This is a genomic window from Microbacterium sp. Z12_35 (genome assembly GCF_058310475.1).
In genome coordinates this window covers 618,486-636,395 of record NZ_JBZEGJ010000002.1, presented here as the reverse complement: position 1 = coordinate 636,395, position 17,910 = coordinate 618,486, and the positions used below count along the sequence as shown (strand labels likewise).

At 70.1% G+C, this 17,910-nt stretch carries 17 protein-coding genes; 8 read left to right on the top strand and 9 right to left on the bottom strand.

Features of this window, described 5'->3' with window-relative positions; translation table 11 throughout:
* Nucleotides 1-68 precede the first annotated feature (68 nt).
* Entirely contained in the window at nucleotides 69-1,094 is a 1,026-nt protein-coding gene (locus AC4FS1_RS15905) for a LacI family DNA-binding transcriptional regulator (RefSeq protein WP_491156678.1), read from the bottom strand.
* Nucleotides 1,095-1,622: 528 nt separating this feature from the next.
* Here AC4FS1_RS15905 and AC4FS1_RS15900 point away from each other — a divergent pair.
* The 5 genes from AC4FS1_RS15900 to AC4FS1_RS15880 are packed head-to-tail and all read left to right on the top strand — an operon-like array spanning nucleotide 1,623 to nucleotide 5,128.
* On the top strand, nucleotides 1,623-2,351 hold the full coding sequence (locus AC4FS1_RS15900) for a winged helix-turn-helix domain-containing protein (protein ID WP_491156677.1): 729 nt from the start codon (nucleotides 1,623-1,625) through the stop codon (nucleotides 2,349-2,351).
* Between the two features lie 56 nt (nucleotides 2,352-2,407).
* Nucleotides 2,408-3,448, top strand: a complete 1,041-nt coding sequence (locus AC4FS1_RS15895) for a DNA-3-methyladenine glycosylase family protein (protein ID WP_491156676.1) — start codon at nucleotides 2,408-2,410, stop codon at nucleotides 3,446-3,448.
* Between the two features lie 48 nt (nucleotides 3,449-3,496).
* Entirely contained in the window at nucleotides 3,497-3,910 is a 414-nt protein-coding gene (locus AC4FS1_RS15890) for a VOC family protein (protein ID WP_491156675.1), read from the top strand.
* A 43-nt stretch (nucleotides 3,911-3,953) separates the two neighbouring features.
* A complete protein-coding gene (locus tag AC4FS1_RS15885; RefSeq protein ID WP_491156674.1) occupies nucleotides 3,954-4,175 on the top strand; it encodes a hypothetical protein in 222 nt (73 codons plus the stop codon).
* Between the two features lie 8 nt (nucleotides 4,176-4,183).
* Nucleotides 4,184-5,128 carry a DMT family transporter gene (locus AC4FS1_RS15880; RefSeq protein WP_491156673.1) on the top strand — a complete coding sequence of 315 codons (945 nt, stop codon included), beginning with the start codon at nucleotides 4,184-4,186 and terminating at the stop codon, nucleotides 5,126-5,128.
* A 70-nt stretch (nucleotides 5,129-5,198) separates the two neighbouring features.
* Here the strand turns inward: AC4FS1_RS15880 and AC4FS1_RS15875 are convergent, their stop codons facing one another.
* The 7 genes from AC4FS1_RS15875 to AC4FS1_RS15845 form a co-directional block, all read right to left on the bottom strand.
* On the bottom strand, nucleotides 5,199-6,032 hold the full coding sequence (locus AC4FS1_RS15875; protein WP_491156672.1) for an aldo/keto reductase: 834 nt from the start codon (nucleotides 6,030-6,032) through the stop codon (nucleotides 5,199-5,201).
* Between the two features lie 61 nt (nucleotides 6,033-6,093).
* On the bottom strand, nucleotides 6,094-6,636 hold the full coding sequence (locus AC4FS1_RS15870; protein ID WP_491156671.1) for a GNAT family N-acetyltransferase: 543 nt from the start codon (nucleotides 6,634-6,636) through the stop codon (nucleotides 6,094-6,096).
* Nucleotides 6,633-7,073: a GNAT family N-acetyltransferase gene (locus tag AC4FS1_RS15865; RefSeq protein ID WP_491156670.1), complete on the bottom strand. Its 441-nt coding sequence runs from the start codon at nucleotides 7,071-7,073 to the stop codon at nucleotides 6,633-6,635. Before AC4FS1_RS15865 ends, AC4FS1_RS15870 begins: the two co-directional genes overlap by 4 nt.
* A 100-nt stretch (nucleotides 7,074-7,173) precedes the next feature.
* Nucleotides 7,174-7,614: a GNAT family N-acetyltransferase gene (locus AC4FS1_RS15860; protein WP_491156669.1), complete on the bottom strand. Its 441-nt coding sequence runs from the start codon at nucleotides 7,612-7,614 to the stop codon at nucleotides 7,174-7,176.
* A 42-nt stretch (nucleotides 7,615-7,656) separates the two neighbouring features.
* A complete protein-coding gene (locus AC4FS1_RS15855) occupies nucleotides 7,657-8,481 on the bottom strand; it encodes a nitroreductase family protein (protein WP_491156668.1) in 825 nt (274 codons plus the stop codon).
* Entirely contained in the window at nucleotides 8,481-8,831 is a 351-nt protein-coding gene (locus AC4FS1_RS15850) for a hypothetical protein (protein ID WP_491156667.1), read from the bottom strand. The genes AC4FS1_RS15855 and AC4FS1_RS15850 overlap by 1 nt, the downstream gene beginning before the upstream one ends.
* 121 nt (nucleotides 8,832-8,952) lie before the next feature.
* Nucleotides 8,953-10,506, bottom strand: a complete 1,554-nt coding sequence (locus AC4FS1_RS15845) for a glycosyltransferase family 2 protein (protein WP_491156666.1) — start codon at nucleotides 10,504-10,506, stop codon at nucleotides 8,953-8,955.
* Between the two features lie 133 nt (nucleotides 10,507-10,639).
* Here AC4FS1_RS15845 and AC4FS1_RS15840 point away from each other — a divergent pair, with 133 nt between their 5' ends.
* Complete coding sequence (locus AC4FS1_RS15840) at nucleotides 10,640-11,767, top strand: alpha/beta hydrolase (RefSeq protein WP_491156665.1); 1,128 nt, start codon at nucleotides 10,640-10,642, stop codon at nucleotides 11,765-11,767.
* Nucleotides 11,768-11,829: 62 nt separating this feature from the next.
* On the top strand, nucleotides 11,830-12,093 hold the full coding sequence (locus AC4FS1_RS15835; RefSeq protein WP_491156664.1) for a DUF8738 domain-containing protein: 264 nt from the start codon (nucleotides 11,830-11,832) through the stop codon (nucleotides 12,091-12,093).
* Nucleotides 12,094-12,193: 100 nt separating this feature from the next.
* Here the strand turns inward: AC4FS1_RS15835 and AC4FS1_RS15830 are convergent, their stop codons facing one another.
* Nucleotides 12,194-13,006 carry an antibiotic biosynthesis monooxygenase family protein gene (locus tag AC4FS1_RS15830; protein ID WP_491156663.1) on the bottom strand — a complete coding sequence of 271 codons (813 nt, stop codon included), beginning with the start codon at nucleotides 13,004-13,006 and terminating at the stop codon, nucleotides 12,194-12,196.
* Between the two features lie 450 nt (nucleotides 13,007-13,456).
* Here AC4FS1_RS15830 and AC4FS1_RS15825 point away from each other — a divergent pair, with 450 nt between their 5' ends.
* A complete protein-coding gene (locus tag AC4FS1_RS15825; protein ID WP_491156662.1) occupies nucleotides 13,457-17,782 on the top strand; it encodes a S8 family serine peptidase in 4,326 nt (1,441 codons plus the stop codon).
* Nucleotides 17,783-17,910: the final 128 nt, after the last annotated feature.

Sequence of the window (17,910 nt, the reverse complement as noted above, 5' to 3'; positions counted from 1 at the left end):
TGGGGCGGGGATGACGCGGTGTCGAAGCGCTTCGATGCGAGGCATGCGGATCGGGTTGGGCGGGCGGGTCAGCGGCGGGCGGGGACGACGGGGCGAGCGACCGACCCGCGGTCGACGTACGTCGGCGGGATGAGGTGCAGCCCGGGCACCGGGCGATCGGGGCCGAGCGAGCGCACGGCCAGATCGACGGCGAGGTCACAGGATGCCTGCGGGATGAGCGGGATCGTGTCCACGGGCGTCGGCATCGCCGCGGTATCGAAGGTGGCCCCCACCGCCACGACGGAAACGTCGTCCGGAACGGACACGCCCGAGGTCGCGAGTTCCTCGAGCGCCGCGACGTGGGCCTCCTGCGTGCAGTGCAGCACGATCCCGGTGATGCCCGACTCCAGCAGCTCAGCGACGGCGCGCCGCGTCGCGAGCGGGTCGGTCATCACCGCACCGGAGGAGCGGAACTGCAACTCGACACCGCGCTCGGCGGCTCGCTCCATCGCGCCGTTGCGCACGCGCGGAGGGAAGTTGGATGTGCGGTAGGCGATGTCGGTCTGACCGATGAGCGCGATGCGCTCGTGCCCCGCATCCAGGAGGGCATCCACGGCGAGAGCGGCAGCCCGCTCGAAGTCGAGGTCGACACAGACGAGGCCTTCGTGGTCATCGGGGACCCCGATGAAGATCGACGGCGTCTCGATCGCCCGTGCGAGAGCCACGCGCGGGTCGTCGGGCGCGACATCCAGGACGATGATCGCGTCGACGAGGCCGCTCGAAGCGACGCGGCTCATGCCCGCCTGCGCCTGTTCATCGGTGAGCAGCAGGATGTCGTAGTCCTGTCGCCGCGCAGCGACCGTGGCCGCCAGCACGAACGCCATGTGCGTCGGCGCATGGGTGTCGGGGCGCAACGGCTCCGTCAGGGCGAAGATGTGCGTGCGGTCGCCCGCGAGCATGCGCGCTCCGGCGTTGGGGCTGTAGCCCAGTTCCCGGACGGCACGCTCGATGCGCTCTCGGGTGTCTTTGGCGACGGGCCGCTTGCCACTGAGCGCATACGAGACCGTGCTGATCGAGACACCGGCGGCCTTGGCCACCTCATCGATCTTCGCCATGCGGACTCCATCGTCAGCGGCCAAAGCCGCGGTTTCCCCGTTGTCGAAGCGCTTACGGGAAGCGCTTCGACACAGACGTTAGACCTTCGGCGATCTCGGCACAAGAGGTTTAGCGGATATTGCAACATATCGAGGATGACCGTGCGACGACCGTCGCACGTCGGCGTCATAGAGTGAAACATTGCCCGCGACGGACCTGACACGTTTGACGCATCGCGACGCATACCGACATAATCGGGCGTATGACTGACAACGCGCGTTCTCTGTCCGCCTGGGAGGCGAACGGGATTGCCGGCATGATGATGGCCGGCCGCGCTCAGTCGTGTCGAATGTGTCGCTGACTCGGTGACTCCGTCGGACGACCGCTCGAGCTTCTGAACGCCGAGCACGCCGTCCCCGAGCGCCCCGGAGCGCGCGTCGATCACGCGCACCCGGATGCCTCGTTCCGGCCATCGCGGCCCTCCCTCCCGCATCCGAACCGCCTCCTCGTGCGAGCGCAGGTTCTGCTTTCTTAGGACAGCCATCATCATGTCGACCTCCGCCCTTCTCGACCGCCCCGCTCCCGTCCGCCACCTGCGCGCCGTCGCCACGCCCCCGGCCCCTCCGGCCTCGGTCGTCGCCGAGCCGCCCGCCGCCGAGCGGCACCTGCCCCCCGGAACCGCCCCCCGCGGGTTCGCCCTCTACGTCGGGATCGACGAGGTGAAGGCCGCCGCCGACGGCGTGAGCCTCGGCACCCTGGTGGAGGCCCTCCGCCGAACCCTGGCCGACCTCGCCCCGAGCGCCCAGACCTACGCCACCGTCGCGCTCGCCCCCGCCGGTTCCGGCGGTCGCGATGTGGATGTCGTGCGGCTCGCGCTGCACGAACCCTCGGCCGTTGCCCGCACCAAGCAGGAACCGGAGGACGCCGACACCCTCGCCGGCGGCGTCATCGTGGACATCTCCCGCAAGCGCGTGCTCATCGACGGAGAGTCCGCGGCGTTCACCTTCAAGGAGTTCGAGCTGCTGCAGTACCTCGTCCTGCGCGAGGGCCGGACGATCGACCGGAGCGAACTGGTTGCCTCCCTCTGGCAGGGCACGACGGATGACGAGACGCCGGGCGAACGCACGATCGACGTGCACGTGCGGCGGCTGCGCGCCAAGCTCGGTCGCTACGAAGACATCGTCCGCACCGTGCGCGGCGTCGGGTACCGCTTCGACCGGCACGCCGACGTCGTTCTCCGCTTCGGGCACGGCACCCCCTCCCCCGACCGCGTCTGAACCACCCCGCACCACTCTCGGCCGCCGTGTCGTGACGAGGACGTAGGGTGGCGGGCATGGCTTATCCGGGGGTGCGCGCGCGAGAGATCGCCGCGCGGCGCGGTTCGGAGCCGGCCCCCGCCTTCCGACGTCCGGGCCGCGATGCGCCCGCAGCCGCACGCGACCCGCGGCCGGCGCCGCAGCGACCGGTCGAGACGGTCTATCGTCCGCGGCATCCGCTCGACCTCGCGCGGGCCGTCCTCCCCCAGCGTCATGGCCCCGGAGACCCGACGATGACGACGGCCGGCGGCGTCATCTGGCGGGCGAGCCGCACGCCGGCCGGCGTCGCGACCCTCGCCCTCCGCGAGGGCCCGGGTGGCATCGTCCGGGGCGCGGCGTGGGGTCCCGGCGCGGAATGGGCGCTCGACCAGCTCCCCGCGTTGTGCGGAGGGCAGGACGACCCGGCCGACTTCGACCCCACGGGCCATCCTCTGATCGCCGACGCGCATCACCGCCATCCCGGTCTCCGCATCGGGCGGACCGACCTCTTCTTCGACGCCCTCGCGAGCGCGATCATGGAGCAGAAGGTGACCGCGATCCAGGCGTTCGCCGCCTGGCGGCGGATCGTCACGTGGTACGGCGAGCGCGCGCCGGGACCGACGCCCCGGCCGCTGTTCGCCCCGCCCGATCTCACCGCGTGGCGCCGCATCCCTTCGTGGGCGTGGCATCGGGCAGGCCTCGAGCCCCCGCAGTCGCGGACCATCGTCGAGGCTGCCGCGCGCGGCGATTCCCTCGTCCGCGCCGCGACCGACGCCCCCGACAGCACCACTCGCGACCGAGTGATGACCAGCCTGCCCGGGATCGGTGTCTGGACGAGCGCCGAGACCCGGATCCGCGCCTTCGGCGATCCGGACGCCGTCAGCGTCGGCGACTACCACCTGGCCCATCACGTGGGCTACGCGCTCACCGGCCGGCGCGTGGACGACGACGGGATGCTGGAACTCCTCGCCCCCTGGGCAGGGCAGCGCCAGCGCGTCATCCGGCTCATCTACGCCAGCGGCATGATCGAGCCTCGCCGCGGTCCGCGCCTGCATCCTGAAGACCACCGCGACCGCTGAGTCCAAAGCCTCTCCCACGATGTCGGCACCCCGCGTCATCCTGTCGCCATGGCAACGACGCTCAACCCCTACCTGTCCTTCCGCAGCTCCGCGCGCACGGCGATGGAGTTCTACCGTTCGATCTTCGGCGGCGACCTGACGATCGACACCTTCGGTTCGTATGAGATGGGTCAAGACCCGTCGGAGAACGACCTCGTCATGCACGCGCAGCTCGAGACGCCCGACGGCTTCACGCTCATGGCATCCGACACCCCCAGCTCCGTGCCGTACTCACCGCCCGCGGGCTTCTCCGTGTCGCTCAGTGGCGACGACGCGCCCACCCTGGAGCGCTACTGGGACGCGCTGGCGGAGGGCGGCACGGTCACGATGCCGTTGGACACACCGCCGTGGGGCGGCCGGTTCGGCATGCTCACCGACGCCTTCGGCATCGCCTGGATGGTCTCGATATCCGCTCCCGGCTGAGCTCACGGGCGGGGCGTGATCGCTCAGGCTCTAGGCTGTGCGTATGTCCGAACCCCGCTCCGGCTGGCCGCGCGGCCGCACCCAGTGGCTCCTGGGAACCGTGCTCGTGCTGGCCCTCGGCGTGCTGTTCGGCATGGTCTTCGGAAACGTCTGGCTCGGGATCGTGCTGGGAGCGGCGATCTCGATCGGCTGGCTGATCGCCTACGAGTCGTGGCGCGGGCGCAATTCCGGCGTCAACGACGACGACCGCGGCATCGAACTCTGACGGCGCCGGTGGCCGCTCGGTGGCTGCCGATCAGTGCGATCGGCGTGTCGGTGATCCTGTGGTCCTTCGCCTACGTCCTCTCGGGCTGGGCGCTGCAGACCGCCTCCCCGGCCGTCCTCTCGGTCAGCCGCTTCGGGCTGGCGCTGGTCATCCTCGTGCCGCTCGCCCTCCGCCGCCCGGCGTTCGCGCGCGCCCTGCGACAGCCGCGCACCATCCTGCTGGGGTTCACCGGCGTGACGCTGTACTACTCCCTCTCGAGCATCGGCCTGCTGTTCACCACCCCCGGCACCGCGGCTCTGGTGGCCTCGCTCCTGCCGGTGCTCACGGCGGTCGCCGCTGTCATGGTGATCCGCGAGCGGCTCTCCGGCCGCACCATCGCCGGGTTGACGCTCGCGACCATCGGCGTCGCGCTGGTCGCCGCATCCGGGTTCCGTCTCGACCTCGGCGTGGTGCTCAACGTGGGAGCACTGGCCTCCTACGCGATCTACACCGTCCTGCTCCGCCGGGACGGAGGGCGGGCGGATGCCCCGGACGCGCTGTCGCTCGCCACCGCCACCGGCGTCTGGGGCACGGCCCTGATGCTCCCCTGGCTCGGGTGGGAGGCGGCGACGGGCACCCTCGCCCTTCCGACCGACGAGCGCGGGGTGATCAGCATCCTCGTGCTGGCGCTGGTGGTGACCGCCCCCACGCTCGTGCTCTTCAATTACGGGGCCGAGCGTGTGCCGGCCGCGGTATCGGGGGTCGCGACGGCGGCCATCCCCGCGTTCGGCTACGCGTTCGCCCTCCTGCTGGGTGAGACCCTCGACCCCGTGAATGCGCTGGGCGGCGCGATCGCGCTGGCCGGCGTGCTGCTGGCGATCCTCGCCTCCCCGCGGGTGGAACCCAGCCCGCCGGGATCGATGCTCCCCGACCCGGCCGACCTCGCGCCCGACGATCCGCGCCCGGCCCGCTAGCGAGAAACGACGTTCCGGACGAGAAACGGCGCAGCGCGTGCCGTCTCGCCCGGATTGTCGTTTCTCGCGCTCACATCTCTTCGTGGGTGTCGGGGTCGGCGCCCCACAGGCGCCCGCGGCGGAGTGCGGAGACCGCATCCACCTCGTCGGCGGACAGCTCGAAACCGAACACGTCGGCATTCTCCCGCTGGCGCTGCGGGTCGGATGACTTCGGAATCGGGGTCGAGCCGACCTGCACGTGCCAGCGCAGCACCGCCTGGGTGGGGGTCACCCCGTGCGCGGCGGCGATGTCGGTCACGACCGGTTCGCTGAGGAGTTCGCTGCGGCGGGCGAGCGGGCTCCAGCTCTCGGTCCGGATGCCGAGTTCCGCATGCACGGCGCGCAGCTCCTCCTGCGGGAGGTACGGATGCAGCTCCACCTGGTTGACCGCCGGCACTTCACCGGTCTCGTCCACGAGCCGGCGCAGCATCGGCTCGGTGAAGTTCGAGACACCGATCGAACGCACCTCCCCCGATGCCCGCAGGTCGATCATCGCCCGCCAGGTGTCGACGTACTTGTCCACGCTCGGGTTCGGCCAGTGGATGAGATACAGGTCGATGCGGTCAAGTCCCAGGGTCTCCAGGGATCGCCGCGCACTGGCCGTGGTCTCGTCGTAGCCGTGGTCGCGCCCCGGGATCTTCGTGGTGACGAGGATCTCCTCGCGCGGGATGCCGCTGCTTCGCACCGCCTCCCCGACCTCGGCCTCGTTCTCGTAGTTCACGGCGGAGTCGAGCAGGCGGTAGCCCGCGGCGAGCGCCGAACGCATGGCGTCGATCCCGGCCTCTCCGCGCAGCTTGTAGGTGCCGAGACCCAGTTGGGGGAACGAGGTGCCGTCGTTGAGGGGAAGGGTGGGGATGCTGAGCATGGCCCCATCCTCGCGTGACCGGGATGCTCCCGCATCCGGTTGCCCGGCGGCGCGGGTCGCGCTATCGGGCGGGCGCCTCGATCGCGAAGAGCTCGCAGGTCGTGTCGTAGTACCGGTCGCTGAGACCGAGGTGCCGCATCCCGATCCTCCGGCACACGGCCTGCGACGCGGAGTTCGCCGGGTTGGTCACCGCGACCACGCGGGGGATGCCGCCATCCCACGCCTCCTGCAGCACGGCGGCGGCCGCCTCCGACGCGTACCCGTGGCCCCACGCGTCCGGATGCAGGTGCCAGCCGACCTCGATGTCCTCGGGCGTGCCGGGCGGCACAGCATCCGCCGACCACGGGATGCGCTTCAGGAGCAGGCTGCCCACCCTCTCGCCCTCGTGCGTGGTGATCGCGCGGACGCCGAGGGGGCCGTCCTCGAGCGCCGTCCACCGCCTCACCGCCGCGCGGGCCTCCTCCACGTCGGCCATGAGGCGCGGCGAGCGCCCGAGGTAGCGCTGCACGTCCCCGCGCGAGTACATGTCGAGCACGAAGTCGAGATCGTCGGGGTCGGTCGTCCAGTCGCGAAGTGTCAGCCGATGGGTGCGGAGCGGGGTCACGGCCGCCTCATCGGGATGTGAGTGACTCCGTCTTCTTCGAAGGGCTCGCCCGAGCGCGCGAATCCGAAGCGCGTGTACCAGCCCTCGAGCCCAAGCAGCGCGTCGAGGTTGATGGGCGCACCGGGGTCGCGCCGCTCGCAGCGCTCGATGGCCGCGCGCATGAGGTCAGCGCCGTAGCCGCGGCCGCGTGCCGCGGCTGCCGTGACCACGCGACCGATGCGGAGTGCGCCGTCATCCTGCAGGATCCGCAGGGTGGCGAGCACGGCCTCACCCTCCTCGGTCCACAGGAGCTCCGCGCCGGGCTCGATCTCACGGCCGTCGATCTCGGGGTAGGCGACGTTCTGCTCGACGACGAACACGCTCACGCGCAACCACAGGATTCGGTAGAGCGTCGTCGGGTCGATCTCGGCGACAACGGAGCGGCGGATTTCGGGCATCTGGCTACGCTACCGTGCCCCGCGGCTGCGGGCGCCTGCACGGGCGCCGTTCACCGCGCGCGCAGCCAGGCGTATCCGGCCTCACCTGGTTGACCGCCGGTCATGAGCGCTTCATCGGGATGTGCGGGATGCCGTCTTCGGTGAAGGGTTCACCCGAACGCACGAACCCGAAGCGCGCGTACCAGCCTTCGAGCTGCATCTGGGCGTCGAGGTCGATCGGGGCTCCCGGGGCCACCTCTTCGCAGCGTTCGACGGCGGCGCGCATGAGGTCGGCGGCGTATCCCCGGCCGCGGGCGCTCCGGGCGGTCGCGACGCGGCCGATGCGCAGAGCGTCGCCGTCGCGCAGGATGCGGAGGGTCGCGGGAACCGCGCCGTCCTCCTCGAGCCACATCAGCTCGGCACCGGGTTCGATGTCGCGGCCGTCGATCTCGGGGTAGGCGACGTTCTGCTCGACGACGAACACGCTCACGCGCAGCCACAGGATGCGGTACAGCGTCGTGGGGTCGATGTCGGCGACGGCCGCGCGGCGGAGTTCGGGCATCCGATGACGTTACCGCGCCCCGCATTCGTGAGGGCACGGTGCTCAGCCGCCGCTTCCCCCGGGAGGAGGGATGGAGGGCTCGTCCCACCCTTCCTGCGGGGTGGCGCAGGTTCCACGGAAGACGTACTGCGAGGGAAGTTTGCGTTGCCCGCTCGTCCAATCGATCGGCGGCCGGCGCTGCTCGGTGGGCAGATAGCCGAGCCGGTACACCGCCATCAGCTCGAGGTCGTCCGGCACCTCGAGCAGGCGGACGATCTCGTCCCAGCGACCCGGGACTTCCATGGGGAAGGAGATGAATTGGATCCCCATGCCGAGCTCGACGGTGGCGAGCCAGATGTTCTCCATCGCCGCGCCCATGCTGAACACGGAGTAGAACGATGACAGCTGACCGGGCCGGTACTCCGACCGGTCCAGCATCACCCCGAGCAGCAGCGGCGAGCCGGAGACCAGCTTGCGGTTCTCCTCGCCCAGGCTCTGAGGCACGCGCAACCCGTTCATCAGCTTCTGCCCCCGCGAGGTGAACACCTGGCTGGTGAACGGGCGGAGCGGTGCCGGGAGCCGGTCGAACAGCATCCCATCTCGACGCCGCTCCATCTCCGCGGCGCTGAAGCGGAAGTAGGGCTTGTACCGCTCGAAGAAGGTGCCGTTGGACATCGCCTCGGTCATGCTCTCGCCGCTGATCCGGCCGATCTTCTCGATCGTGGAGCGATCCTCGACGATCACGAAACGCCACGGCTGGCTGTTCAGCTGCGACGGGGCGCGCCCGGCGACCTCCATCAGCAGCCGCTGATGCTCCTCCGAGACCGGATCGGGGAGGAACGCCCCATTCGTCGTCTTCCGACGACGCACCACGTCAAGGAACTCCATCAGCGCCTCCTCCAGGCCAGAATGACAGCGGTCGCAAACGACGGCGCGGCCGACCCCGCGACCGCGATGTGCCGGCTCCGCTGTCCGCCCGCGTAGGGCAGCACGGCGAGCGTCAGCGCCCCCGGCAGGAGAACGAGGGCCTCAGGCCGACGCTGGACGGCATGGGAAGCGAGCGCGAGCGCGGTCAGCGACGCCGTGGCGAGGAACAGGGCGTGGTGGACCCAGCGGATGCGACTGTTGTCGACGGCACCGGATGCCACGGCCGCACCGAAGGCGACGTTGACGGTATAGCTCGCACCCGCGGCTGTGACGAGGCCGCGGCTGAGTCGTCCGTCTCTCACAGCGCTCATCGGGCGCCTCCTTCGTCGGTGAGCAGGTCACACTGCGGGGCGGGGAGGCGACCGGCCACTCGCACGGTGCGACGCATGCAGCTTACGGCCGCGCCGCGCGAGCCTGCCACCGACGACCCCCTCAGGCGTGTCGCCCGAGCCTGCGGACTCGGCGGACGACGCGGCCGGCGAAGTCCTTCACACGTCCGCCCGGCCACTCGCGACGGAGCTCGACCGCCCCATTGCCGGCTGCCACGAGGACGCACGTGCGGCCGGCCAGGAGCGGCGAGCGCCCCGCCCTGGCGAGGATCGCCGGATCCGCTGTCAGGGGCACGTCGAAGGACCAGCGTGCTCGACGAATCTTCACGACGATGCGCCCGCCGTGGGAGCGATCCTTCCGGCTGAAGACCTTCAGCGGGTCGACCGAGAGGCCGAAGGATGCCCGGCTGTCTCGTCGGCGGTCCGCGAGGCGGCGCTCGGTGCCGTCGGTGTCGTCGTGGAGGAGAACCTCGACACGGTCGCGACGAAGGTCGCGGCCGGCCTTGAGGACGGCCGGAGGAAGGTCCTCGAGGGAGAACGAGGATGACAGCACGAGGCGCCCGGGGTCCGAGCCGGGCGACTCGAAGACGAGCGCATCCTCGCCGTCCTGGGTGATCGTCACGCGGATCGTGAGCCGGAGCCCTCCCCCGCGTGACCACGTGGCGGAGGTCGCCACGGCGCGGCATTCCAGACCGGCCTCGAACGCCGCCAGGCACAGGAGATCGGCGCGCCGGTCGCCGCGGAGCAATGCCGAACGGATCCGGTGCGGCAGCGCGAGGCCGTCGTCGACGCCGGGACCGAACCTTCTCCGCGCGATGGGGATGACCACGTCGAGGAGCTGCGCGCGGTAGTCGTCGGGATATCCGAGCATCTGTCGCCCCGCCAGTCGCTTCAGGATCTTCCCGCGGTACCAATGCCGCAGGAGCGTGTCGCGAAGCGGTCCCGGTTCCGTGTGGGCATCGACGAGGTCGAGGACGGCCTCCAGATGGGGGTAGTACGTGCCGGGATCGATCCGCGAGGAGCTGGCGCTGCCGGGGTGCTTCACCCAGGCGTAACAGGGCTCGCTGGCGAGGACGGAGATCGTTTCGGCCTCGAAGTAGGCGCGCATGACGAAGAGGTGATCCTCGAGGCGCACTCGTCCGTCGGGGAAGCGGATGTCGTTCGCTCGGAGAAACGAGGTGCGGAAAAGCTTGTGCGGGGTGAGGAGTTCCAGGAGGGGATCTTTGCCGAGCGTGGCGCGAGGGATGTCACGGCGGAAGATCTGGCGCGGCAGGCGGCGTCCGATTCCCACTTCCTTGCCGATGACCACGTCGGATGCGTGCAGGTCGGCGTAGTCGCAGAGCTTCTCCAGCGCCGCGTCGAAGAGGTAGTCGTCTTGATCGACGAAGTACACGTAGTCGCCCTGCGCCGCAGCGATGCCGTGATTGCGGGGCGTACCCGGCCAGCCCGTGTGCGCGAGGGTCAGCACCCGCGTGTTCGGTCGATCTCGGGCGACACGGGCGAGACGCGCGCGGGTCTCCTCGCCCGATCCGTCATCGCACAGGAGGACTTCGAATTCCGTGTGCCGCAGGGTTTGGCGGTCAAGAGATCCGATGAGTTCGTCGAAGGCCGGTCCCGGATTGAACACGGGGACGACCACGCTCACACGAACGGGCATGGGTATCGGCGACGTCACAACAACTCCTTCGCTCTCCCCGCGTCTATCGTCACCCCGCGGCGGCGGGTGCGGGGCCGAAACATGCGACGTTCTCCGGTCCTAGACTGTGAACCCCTGGGGAGGAGCGTGTTCGATGGGCTTGGATCCGTTCTTCTCCGAGCGATTGCGGGTGCACCGCCGGTATCTGTTCCGGCAGCGCATCGACGCGCTCCGCCTCCGGGTGGCCGGTTGGCGCCGGCTCCTCGGGCGACGAGACGAGCCCGAAGCGCCGACCAAGGCGGCTGGGTCGGGCCCGGCTCGAACGCCGACGTCCGGCGCCGGGGCCCATACGGCAAGGGCGCGGCATCGCCGTGCTGCGCTGGCATGGGATCGCAAGGAGCTCGAAACGGTCGGGACGCCGGGCCCGGAGTTGCGCACCGTTGAGCACCTCGTCCCCGTTCCCGGTCTGCCGGCCGTCCGTGTGCGCATCTACTACCCCCAGCCGGCACAGGGCCCCCCGAACTCGGCCGGCGCCGAGCGCATCCCCGCGTGGCTCGTTTTCTTCGGCGGGGCATTCCGCATCGGGGGCATCGACTATCCGACGACGGATGCCGCGAACCGCCGCCGGGCGGCAGACGCATCCGTCGCGATGGTCGCCGTGGACTACGCCCTGGCTCCCGAGCACCGGTTCCCGACTCAGATCGAGCAGGCACACGCTGCGCTCGTGTGGCTGCACCGCAACGCCGACGAGCTCGGGATCGACCCCGACCGGATCGGGGTCGCCGGGACGTCGGCGGGTGCCTCGATCGCCGCAGCGTTGACGCTCGCCAATCGAGACCGTTCGGGACCTCCCATCCGTCTGCAGCTGCTGGAGGTGCCGGTCACCGACCTCACCGGCCGACACATCGACTTGCGCGCGACGCGGGCGCTCGGCATCCCTTCTCTCCTCGCGCTACGCGAACTCCGTTCGGTGGCCCGCACCTATCTGGCACAGCCGTCCGATGCCCGCGACCCCCTCGCCTCGCCGCTGCTCGCCGCCTCGCATGCCGGCCTTCCCGAGGCGGTGATCCTCACCGCCGAGTACGACCCGCTCCGCGGCGATGGAGCGGCGTACGCGGAGCGTCTGCGCGCGGACGGTGTCGAGGCGAGCGCGGTGCAGTACCTCGGGGTGACGCATGACGTCGCCATCTTCACGGGGGTCCTCCCGGCGGCGCGCCGCTGGCACCGGGACGTCGTCGCCGCCCTGGCACGCCTCCACGGGGCGCGCGGCACCGCGGAGTGATCCGGTACCGGCAGCGTTATCGTGTGCCGCCCGATTCCCCCGGATCTAGACTCGGCTCTGGAATGAACTCGCTGCAAGGTCGATGCCCCCCGGCGCGCTGGGACGCGATCGTCGATGACCTCTCGGCTCGTGGCGTCTCGGGAGAGCCGGCGCTGGTCTCCGTCGAGGCCGTGACGTGGCCGAGCAGCGCCCTCGGCTGCCCGGCGCCGGGGCGGTCCTACGCGCAGGCGATCGTGGAGGGTATGCGGATCGTCGTCGAGGTCGACGGCACGACCTACGACTACCGCTTCGGACGCAGCGACACGCCCATGCTCTGCAAGGGCTGAGCCCGGGGGCGCCGATGAGCGGCGGCCGGGTCGCCCTACCGTCCAGTTCGGCCCGGCTGAGCCGCGCGATGACGGCGCGACGCTCGGCGATTTCGATACATCACTCCGCTGCCACGGGGCGGTTGCCCTCTCCGATGCACACTCCGGGGATCGACAGACGCCGCAGCAGATGCGGGCTCGCCGTGGCGCTGTCGGGGTAGACGGCACGCAGCGGACCGAACTGTGGCTGCCGGTTCGTCGCCGCGAACGCCGCGGTGTTCTCGAACACCGCGTAGTTCAAGAACAGCCGGCTGCCTCCAATGCCCTTGTGCAGCTGCGCCGAGATGTATCCGGGCTGGGCCTTGAAGAACTCCGCGTCGGCCTTCCAGGCGGAGATGAAGTACTCGTGGTCGCGTGGGTCGACGTCGAACAGGTTGAGCAGCACCGTCGTCTGGCCCGAGGTATCCGCGTACTGCTCGGCAAGACTGAACGTCGGGTCGAGTTCGACGTGCTTCAGCCCGTGTTGCTGCGGCGTTGCGGGACCAGCACTGCGTCCGTCGAACTCGCCGACGCAGATGCCGGCCACGGCCACCCGGCGGAACAGATGAGGGTGGGCCGTCGCGCCGTCGGGGTAGACGCCTCGCAGCGGACCGAATTCGGGCTGCCGGTTCGTGGCGGCGAACGCCGCGGTGTTCTCGAAGACCGCGTAGTTCACGAAGATGCGACTCCCCCCGATGCCCTGGTGGAGCTGCGCGGAGATATAGCCGGGCTGCTTCTTGAAGAAGTCGGCGTCGATCAGCCAGGCGTCTGTGAATTCCGACTGTACGGCCGGGTCGACATCGAAGATGTTCACGAGGATGGTCGGCTCGTTCGACGTGTCCGAGTACTGCGAAGTGAGCGGGAACGTGGGATCCAGCTCGACGTGTTTCAACATTTGCGGTCTCCTTCGGGTGGTGGTGCCACCACTCTGGGCCGGGGTGCTCAGCGCGTCCAACGCATTGTTCCGATCGGCTGCATCGATGAATCCGATCAATGGCCGGCCGCTGGCGAGAGTGACGCCCGGTTCCCTGCTCGCCCACGTCAGAGCCGCGAGAGCGGATGACCGCGGTCTGCGCCGGCCGCTGGAATCGGCACTGTGTGACGGTGACGTTGCGCGGTTGTTAATGTCCGGCGACGCGGGGTGATCTCCGGGCGTGGGGAATTGTAGGCCGCAACAACAATTGCTACTTTCGTCGCGGGCCGACCATTCGGCCGCCATCAATGGAGTCAATCAGCAGGGAGCTGGGACGACGAGCATCCTCTGCTGCTCTCGTGCCGTGAGCGCCCGCGCGGAGCGGGCCGGGCCGGGGGGACCGGCATGCCGCTTCCCGATCAGGGAGACAGCGTGAGAGTCAGAAGAGCAGTCGTCGGTGCCGTCGTCGGCGGAGTATGCCTGGCCGTCCTCGTCGGCGGAATCCCCCCTGTGGCGGCCGCCAGCGAGGACGCCGCCGCACTCCCGACGTCGTCCGAGGAGCAGTCGGGTGATGTCGTGACCTTGATCACGGGCGACCGAGTGACGGTGATGGATGGACCGGACGGCGATCCGGTCATCTCACTCGCGCCCGCTCCGCGGGACGACGGACGGCCCGTGAGCTACAACAGCTTCGGAGAAGACGGCCACCTGTTCGTGATCCCCTCGGACGTCGCCCACCTCGTGCCCGAGCACCTGGACCGCAACCTGTTCGATGTCCTCGCTCTCCAAGAGCTGACAGCGAACCAGCCGGAGAACGGCATGCCGGTCATCGTTCAGACGACCACGGAGCCCGGTGCCCGCGCTGCCGAGCCGAGCTGGGATGCGCTCGGCGTCGAGCCGGAGCACACGCTGGAGTCCATCTCCTCGGTCGCCGGCGAGATCGCACCCGAGGGCGCTCCGGAACTCGTCGAGGCTGTGGGAAGCGCCGACACGGTCGAGAAGGTCTGGCTCGACTCCCCCGTCGAGCTGCTCGACACCGACTCACTGCCGCAGATCGGCGCTCCGCAGGCGTGGGCGGGCGGCGCGGATGGGACCGGCGCGGTCGTCGCCGTCCTGGATACGGGTATCGACACGAACCATCCGGATCTCGACGAGGGGATCGTCACCCTGGAGGCCGACTTCACCGGCAGCGGGACGGCGATGGACCAGGCGGGGCACGGCACCCACGTCGCATCGATCATCGCGGGCAGTGGCGAGGCATCCGGCGGCGACTACCGGGGCGTCGCCCCCGGAGCCCGTCTCCTCAACGGAAGGGTGCTCAACGCCGCGGGTCAGGGCGAGACATCGTGGGTCATCGACGCGATGGAGTGGGCCGCCGCAAACGGTGCGGATGTCATCAACATGAGCCTGGGAATCCAAGGCGATTACACGGATGGCACCGACCCCGGCGCCCTCGCCGTGAACTCGATCTCCGAGCGGTACGACACCCTCGTCGTGGTCGCCGCCGGCAACGAGGGAGAATTCGGGGCGACGACGGTGACCACCCCGGGCACGGCAGACAGCGCACTGACCGTTGCGGCCGTCACGGACGACGACTCGCTCGCGTCCTTCTCCTCCCTCGGACCCCGCTTCGGCGACTGGGCGATCAAGCCCGACATCGCGGCGCCCGGCCACAGGATCGTGGCAGCCCGGGCAGCGGCGGAGACCAACCCGCTCGAGCCCGTCGGCGACCTCTACCAGGCCATGTCCGGCACGTCCATGGCGGCACCCCATGTGGCCGGCGCCGCGGCGATCGTGAAAGCCGCACGCCCGGACCTGGAGGACCAGGCTGTCAAGTCCGTGCTGATGGGTTCGGCGCAGCCGGCCGGCAACCCGGTGTACTCCGAAGGCTCGGGGCGGACCTGGATCCCCGGCGCCCTCGAGGAGACGGTGTACGCGACTCCCGCCTCGCTGTCGTTCGGGGTCTTCTCGTCGCCCCGCGACACCCAGGCCCCGCGGTCCCAGACGGTCACCTACACGAACACCTCCGACATCGACGTCGTCACCCACGTCGCCGTCACGGTCACGGACCCTGACGGCGGCGCGGCACCCGAAGGGATGGTCACGCTCTCGACCGACACCGTGACGGTGCCGGCTCACGGCACCGCCTCCCTGGACGTGAGCGTCGACCCGCGCGCCGATGACCCGGGCGTGTACACCGGCGTGCTCACCGCGGTGGGCGAGGGGGCCCCGCCGGTCCGCACCGTGCTCGCCTTCATGTCCGAGCCCGACCTGCACACGCTCCGGATCGAGGCCATCCAGGCGAACGGCACGCCCGCTCCGCTGGGCAGCGCGGGCTCGATCCACGGGCTGGATGACTCGCAGGTCAACCAGTCGTTCAGCCTCGTCGACGGCGTCACAGAGATTCGGCTGCGGCCGGGCCGCTACGCGCTGCTGGGCCAGCTTCTGAACGTTGCGTCGCCGGATGCGCTCTTCGTCGACGGCTTCACGGGCTTCGCGCGCGACATCGACCTGCAGGGCGACACCACCCTGGTCCTCGATGGGAGCAAGGCGATTCCGGTCGAGATGAAAACCGAGAGGAAGGCCAAGACGACCGGTTTGGAAGAGACCATCGCCCGATGGCTGCCGAACCGCGGCTACCCCGTCACGACCTGGGTGTCGGGCGGCATCGGCGGCGCCACGGGAGGACTCGATCTCGACATCTCCGTCCTCGCGTCCCCGGAGCCGCTGGCCGGCGACACGACCGTCCACTCGCGGTACGTGCTGAACCAGCCGCTGCTCGACGCGAAGGCGGTGGGCGCCCGTCAGAAGATCGACATCTCGCGTGAGCTGAACTACGGCGTGCTGTCCCCTCAGTACCTGGGCAGGCTCGACGCACCGATCGTGAACGCCGGGAAGGGAACGCCGGACGAGTTGGCGGCCGCGGGTGCTCGCGGGGCCGTCGTCCTCATGGAGGATCGTGGAGATCCGGATCTGAACGCTCAGGCGCAGGCCGCGTTCGACGCCGGAGCCGTGGCCGTGCTCGTCTACGGCGCGACGCCCGGTCCGTACTTCGAGTCGGTCGACCCGCGGAGATTCCCCGGCATGGCCCGCAAGGCGCTGCCCACCCTGACGCTGCCCCGCGACCTCGGGCTCCAGCTGGTCGAGCTCGCCCGTCACGGAAAGGCACGGCTGCAGGGCACCGGCATCGCGAACCCCTCGTACCAGTACCAGCTCGGCTACATCGAGGAGGGCGTCCCCACGGATCTGACCTACGAGGCCAACGCGAAGACGACCGCCAAGGTGAACGTCGACGTCAAGGCTTTCGTGCCCGGCACCACGATGGTGGAATACGTCACCATGATCGGTGGGGGCAACTACACCGGATTCGGATTCCGCTTCACCGGGCCGCTGCTCGGGCGTGAGGTGTACTACTCGACAGACGATGACCTGACATTCCAACGCTCCGTGCGGGCAGGGGAAGACTGGAACGCGGATCCCGCGCCGTTCGAGAGCGCGCCGGTGACGTACCGGCCGGGGCAGCGGGCGAGTGAGACGTTCATGGGCCAGGTCCATCACGGTGGACTGCGACCGTCTCCCGCTACGCCGCAGGATGCTGCGGTGAGCCGTGACGGCGATGTGCTGTCGGTCAACCTGCCGTACCGGGTCGATGGAGACGGTCATCCGCAGCAGTGGGGGCCGGATACGGAGTCGACCGGGAGGTTCGAGCTGCGCGAGGGCGAGGCCCTGCTGATCGAGGGAGAGAGCCCCAGCGGAACCCCTTCCGTGCCCGCGGAGAGGAGCACCTACCGGATGACGCTCGACACCCGCCGGGATGTCGCGTGGTGGCCGTTGTCCACGCACATCTCCACCGAGTGGGGATTCACCTCCGCCCACACCCAGAGCCCCACGATTCTCCCGCTGCTGCAGCTGGATTACGGAGTACAGGGGCTGAATGCCTTCAACACGGATGGACGCACGACCGAGTTGGATCTGACCGTGTCGCACCAGGACGGCTCCGAAGGCGGGAAGATCCGAGGCCTCAAGCTGTGGTCGTCCGCGGACGCGGGCGCCACGTGGACGCCGGTCCGGGTGGTGCCGGGCCGAGGGGCGGGCGCATACTCCGCGAAGGTGACCGCTCCGCGGGACGCCACCACGATCTCGCTGCGCTCGGAAGCGTGGGACGACGCGGGGGCCACGTTCAAGGAGACGGTGATCGACGCCTATGCGGTGGACACCGTCGCGCCGCCGATCACCGTGACCACCCCGGCCGGGGGCATCCCCCAGCCGACCCGGTCGAGCACTGTCGCGGGTACCAGCGAACCCGGTGCTGTCGTGTCGGTGACGGCGGGACGCAGCACGTGCGAGGCGACCGCCGGTGCCGACGGCGCGTGGACGTGCGACGTGCCGGTCCGCGACGGCGTGCACCAGGTGAAGGTCACCGCCACGGACGCGGTGGGGAACTCCTCCCCAACCGTGCGACGCGTGCTGTGGCGCGACACCGTCGCGCCACAGGTCCCGACGGTGAAAACGCCCACCGGCACCGTGCACACCAACCGTCCCGCGATCAAGGGGTCGACCGAACCGGGAGCCACCATCACCGTGACGGAGGCGGACCAGACGGTCTGCACCGCCACCGCCGGGCCGCTCGGCGGCTGGTCGTGCACACCGCCGGGCGCACTCAGCCCGGGGCGGCACACGATGACCGTCACCGCCACCGATGTTGCGGGGAACGCCTCCCCGCCACGAACCGTGCGGTTCACGGTCGCCCGCAGTTAGGACCGTTCCTGCCACGCGACAAGGGTGGGCACACCAGAAGGCCGGCTCCTGGCGCGCAGATGAGTCACGGCCTCGGGTCCGACTCGCGCGCGCCCGCGAACTGCCGATGGTCTCGCGGTCCGCGGCCC

Coding starts and splice junctions, on each gene's coding strand:
- AC4FS1_RS15905 (WP_491156678.1), bottom strand. CDS start 1,094: ATGGCGAAGATCGATGAGGTGGCCAAGGCCGCCGGTGTCTCGATCAGC.
- AC4FS1_RS15900 (WP_491156677.1), top strand. CDS start 1,623: ATGTCGACCTCCGCCCTTCTCGACCGCCCCGCTCCCGTCCGCCACCTG.
- AC4FS1_RS15895 (WP_491156676.1), top strand. CDS start 2,408: ATGGCTTATCCGGGGGTGCGCGCGCGAGAGATCGCCGCGCGGCGCGGT.
- AC4FS1_RS15890 (WP_491156675.1), top strand. CDS start 3,497: ATGGCAACGACGCTCAACCCCTACCTGTCCTTCCGCAGCTCCGCGCGC.
- AC4FS1_RS15885 (WP_491156674.1), top strand. CDS start 3,954: ATGTCCGAACCCCGCTCCGGCTGGCCGCGCGGCCGCACCCAGTGGCTC.
- AC4FS1_RS15875 (WP_491156672.1), bottom strand. CDS start 6,032: ATGCTCAGCATCCCCACCCTTCCCCTCAACGACGGCACCTCGTTCCCC.
- AC4FS1_RS15865 (WP_491156670.1), bottom strand. CDS start 7,073: ATGCCCGAAATCCGCCGCTCCGTTGTCGCCGAGATCGACCCGACGACG.
- AC4FS1_RS15860 (WP_491156669.1), bottom strand. CDS start 7,614: ATGCCCGAACTCCGCCGCGCGGCCGTCGCCGACATCGACCCCACGACG.
- AC4FS1_RS15855 (WP_491156668.1), bottom strand. CDS start 8,481: ATGGAGTTCCTTGACGTGGTGCGTCGTCGGAAGACGACGAATGGGGCG.
- AC4FS1_RS15850 (WP_491156667.1), bottom strand. CDS start 8,831: ATGAGCGCTGTGAGAGACGGACGACTCAGCCGCGGCCTCGTCACAGCC.
- AC4FS1_RS15845 (WP_491156666.1), bottom strand. CDS start 10,506: ATGCCCGTTCGTGTGAGCGTGGTCGTCCCCGTGTTCAATCCGGGACCG.
- AC4FS1_RS15840 (WP_491156665.1), top strand. CDS start 10,640: ATGGGCTTGGATCCGTTCTTCTCCGAGCGATTGCGGGTGCACCGCCGG.
- AC4FS1_RS15835 (WP_491156664.1), top strand. CDS start 11,830: ATGAACTCGCTGCAAGGTCGATGCCCCCCGGCGCGCTGGGACGCGATC.
- AC4FS1_RS15830 (WP_491156663.1), bottom strand. CDS start 13,006: ATGTTGAAACACGTCGAGCTGGATCCCACGTTCCCGCTCACTTCGCAG.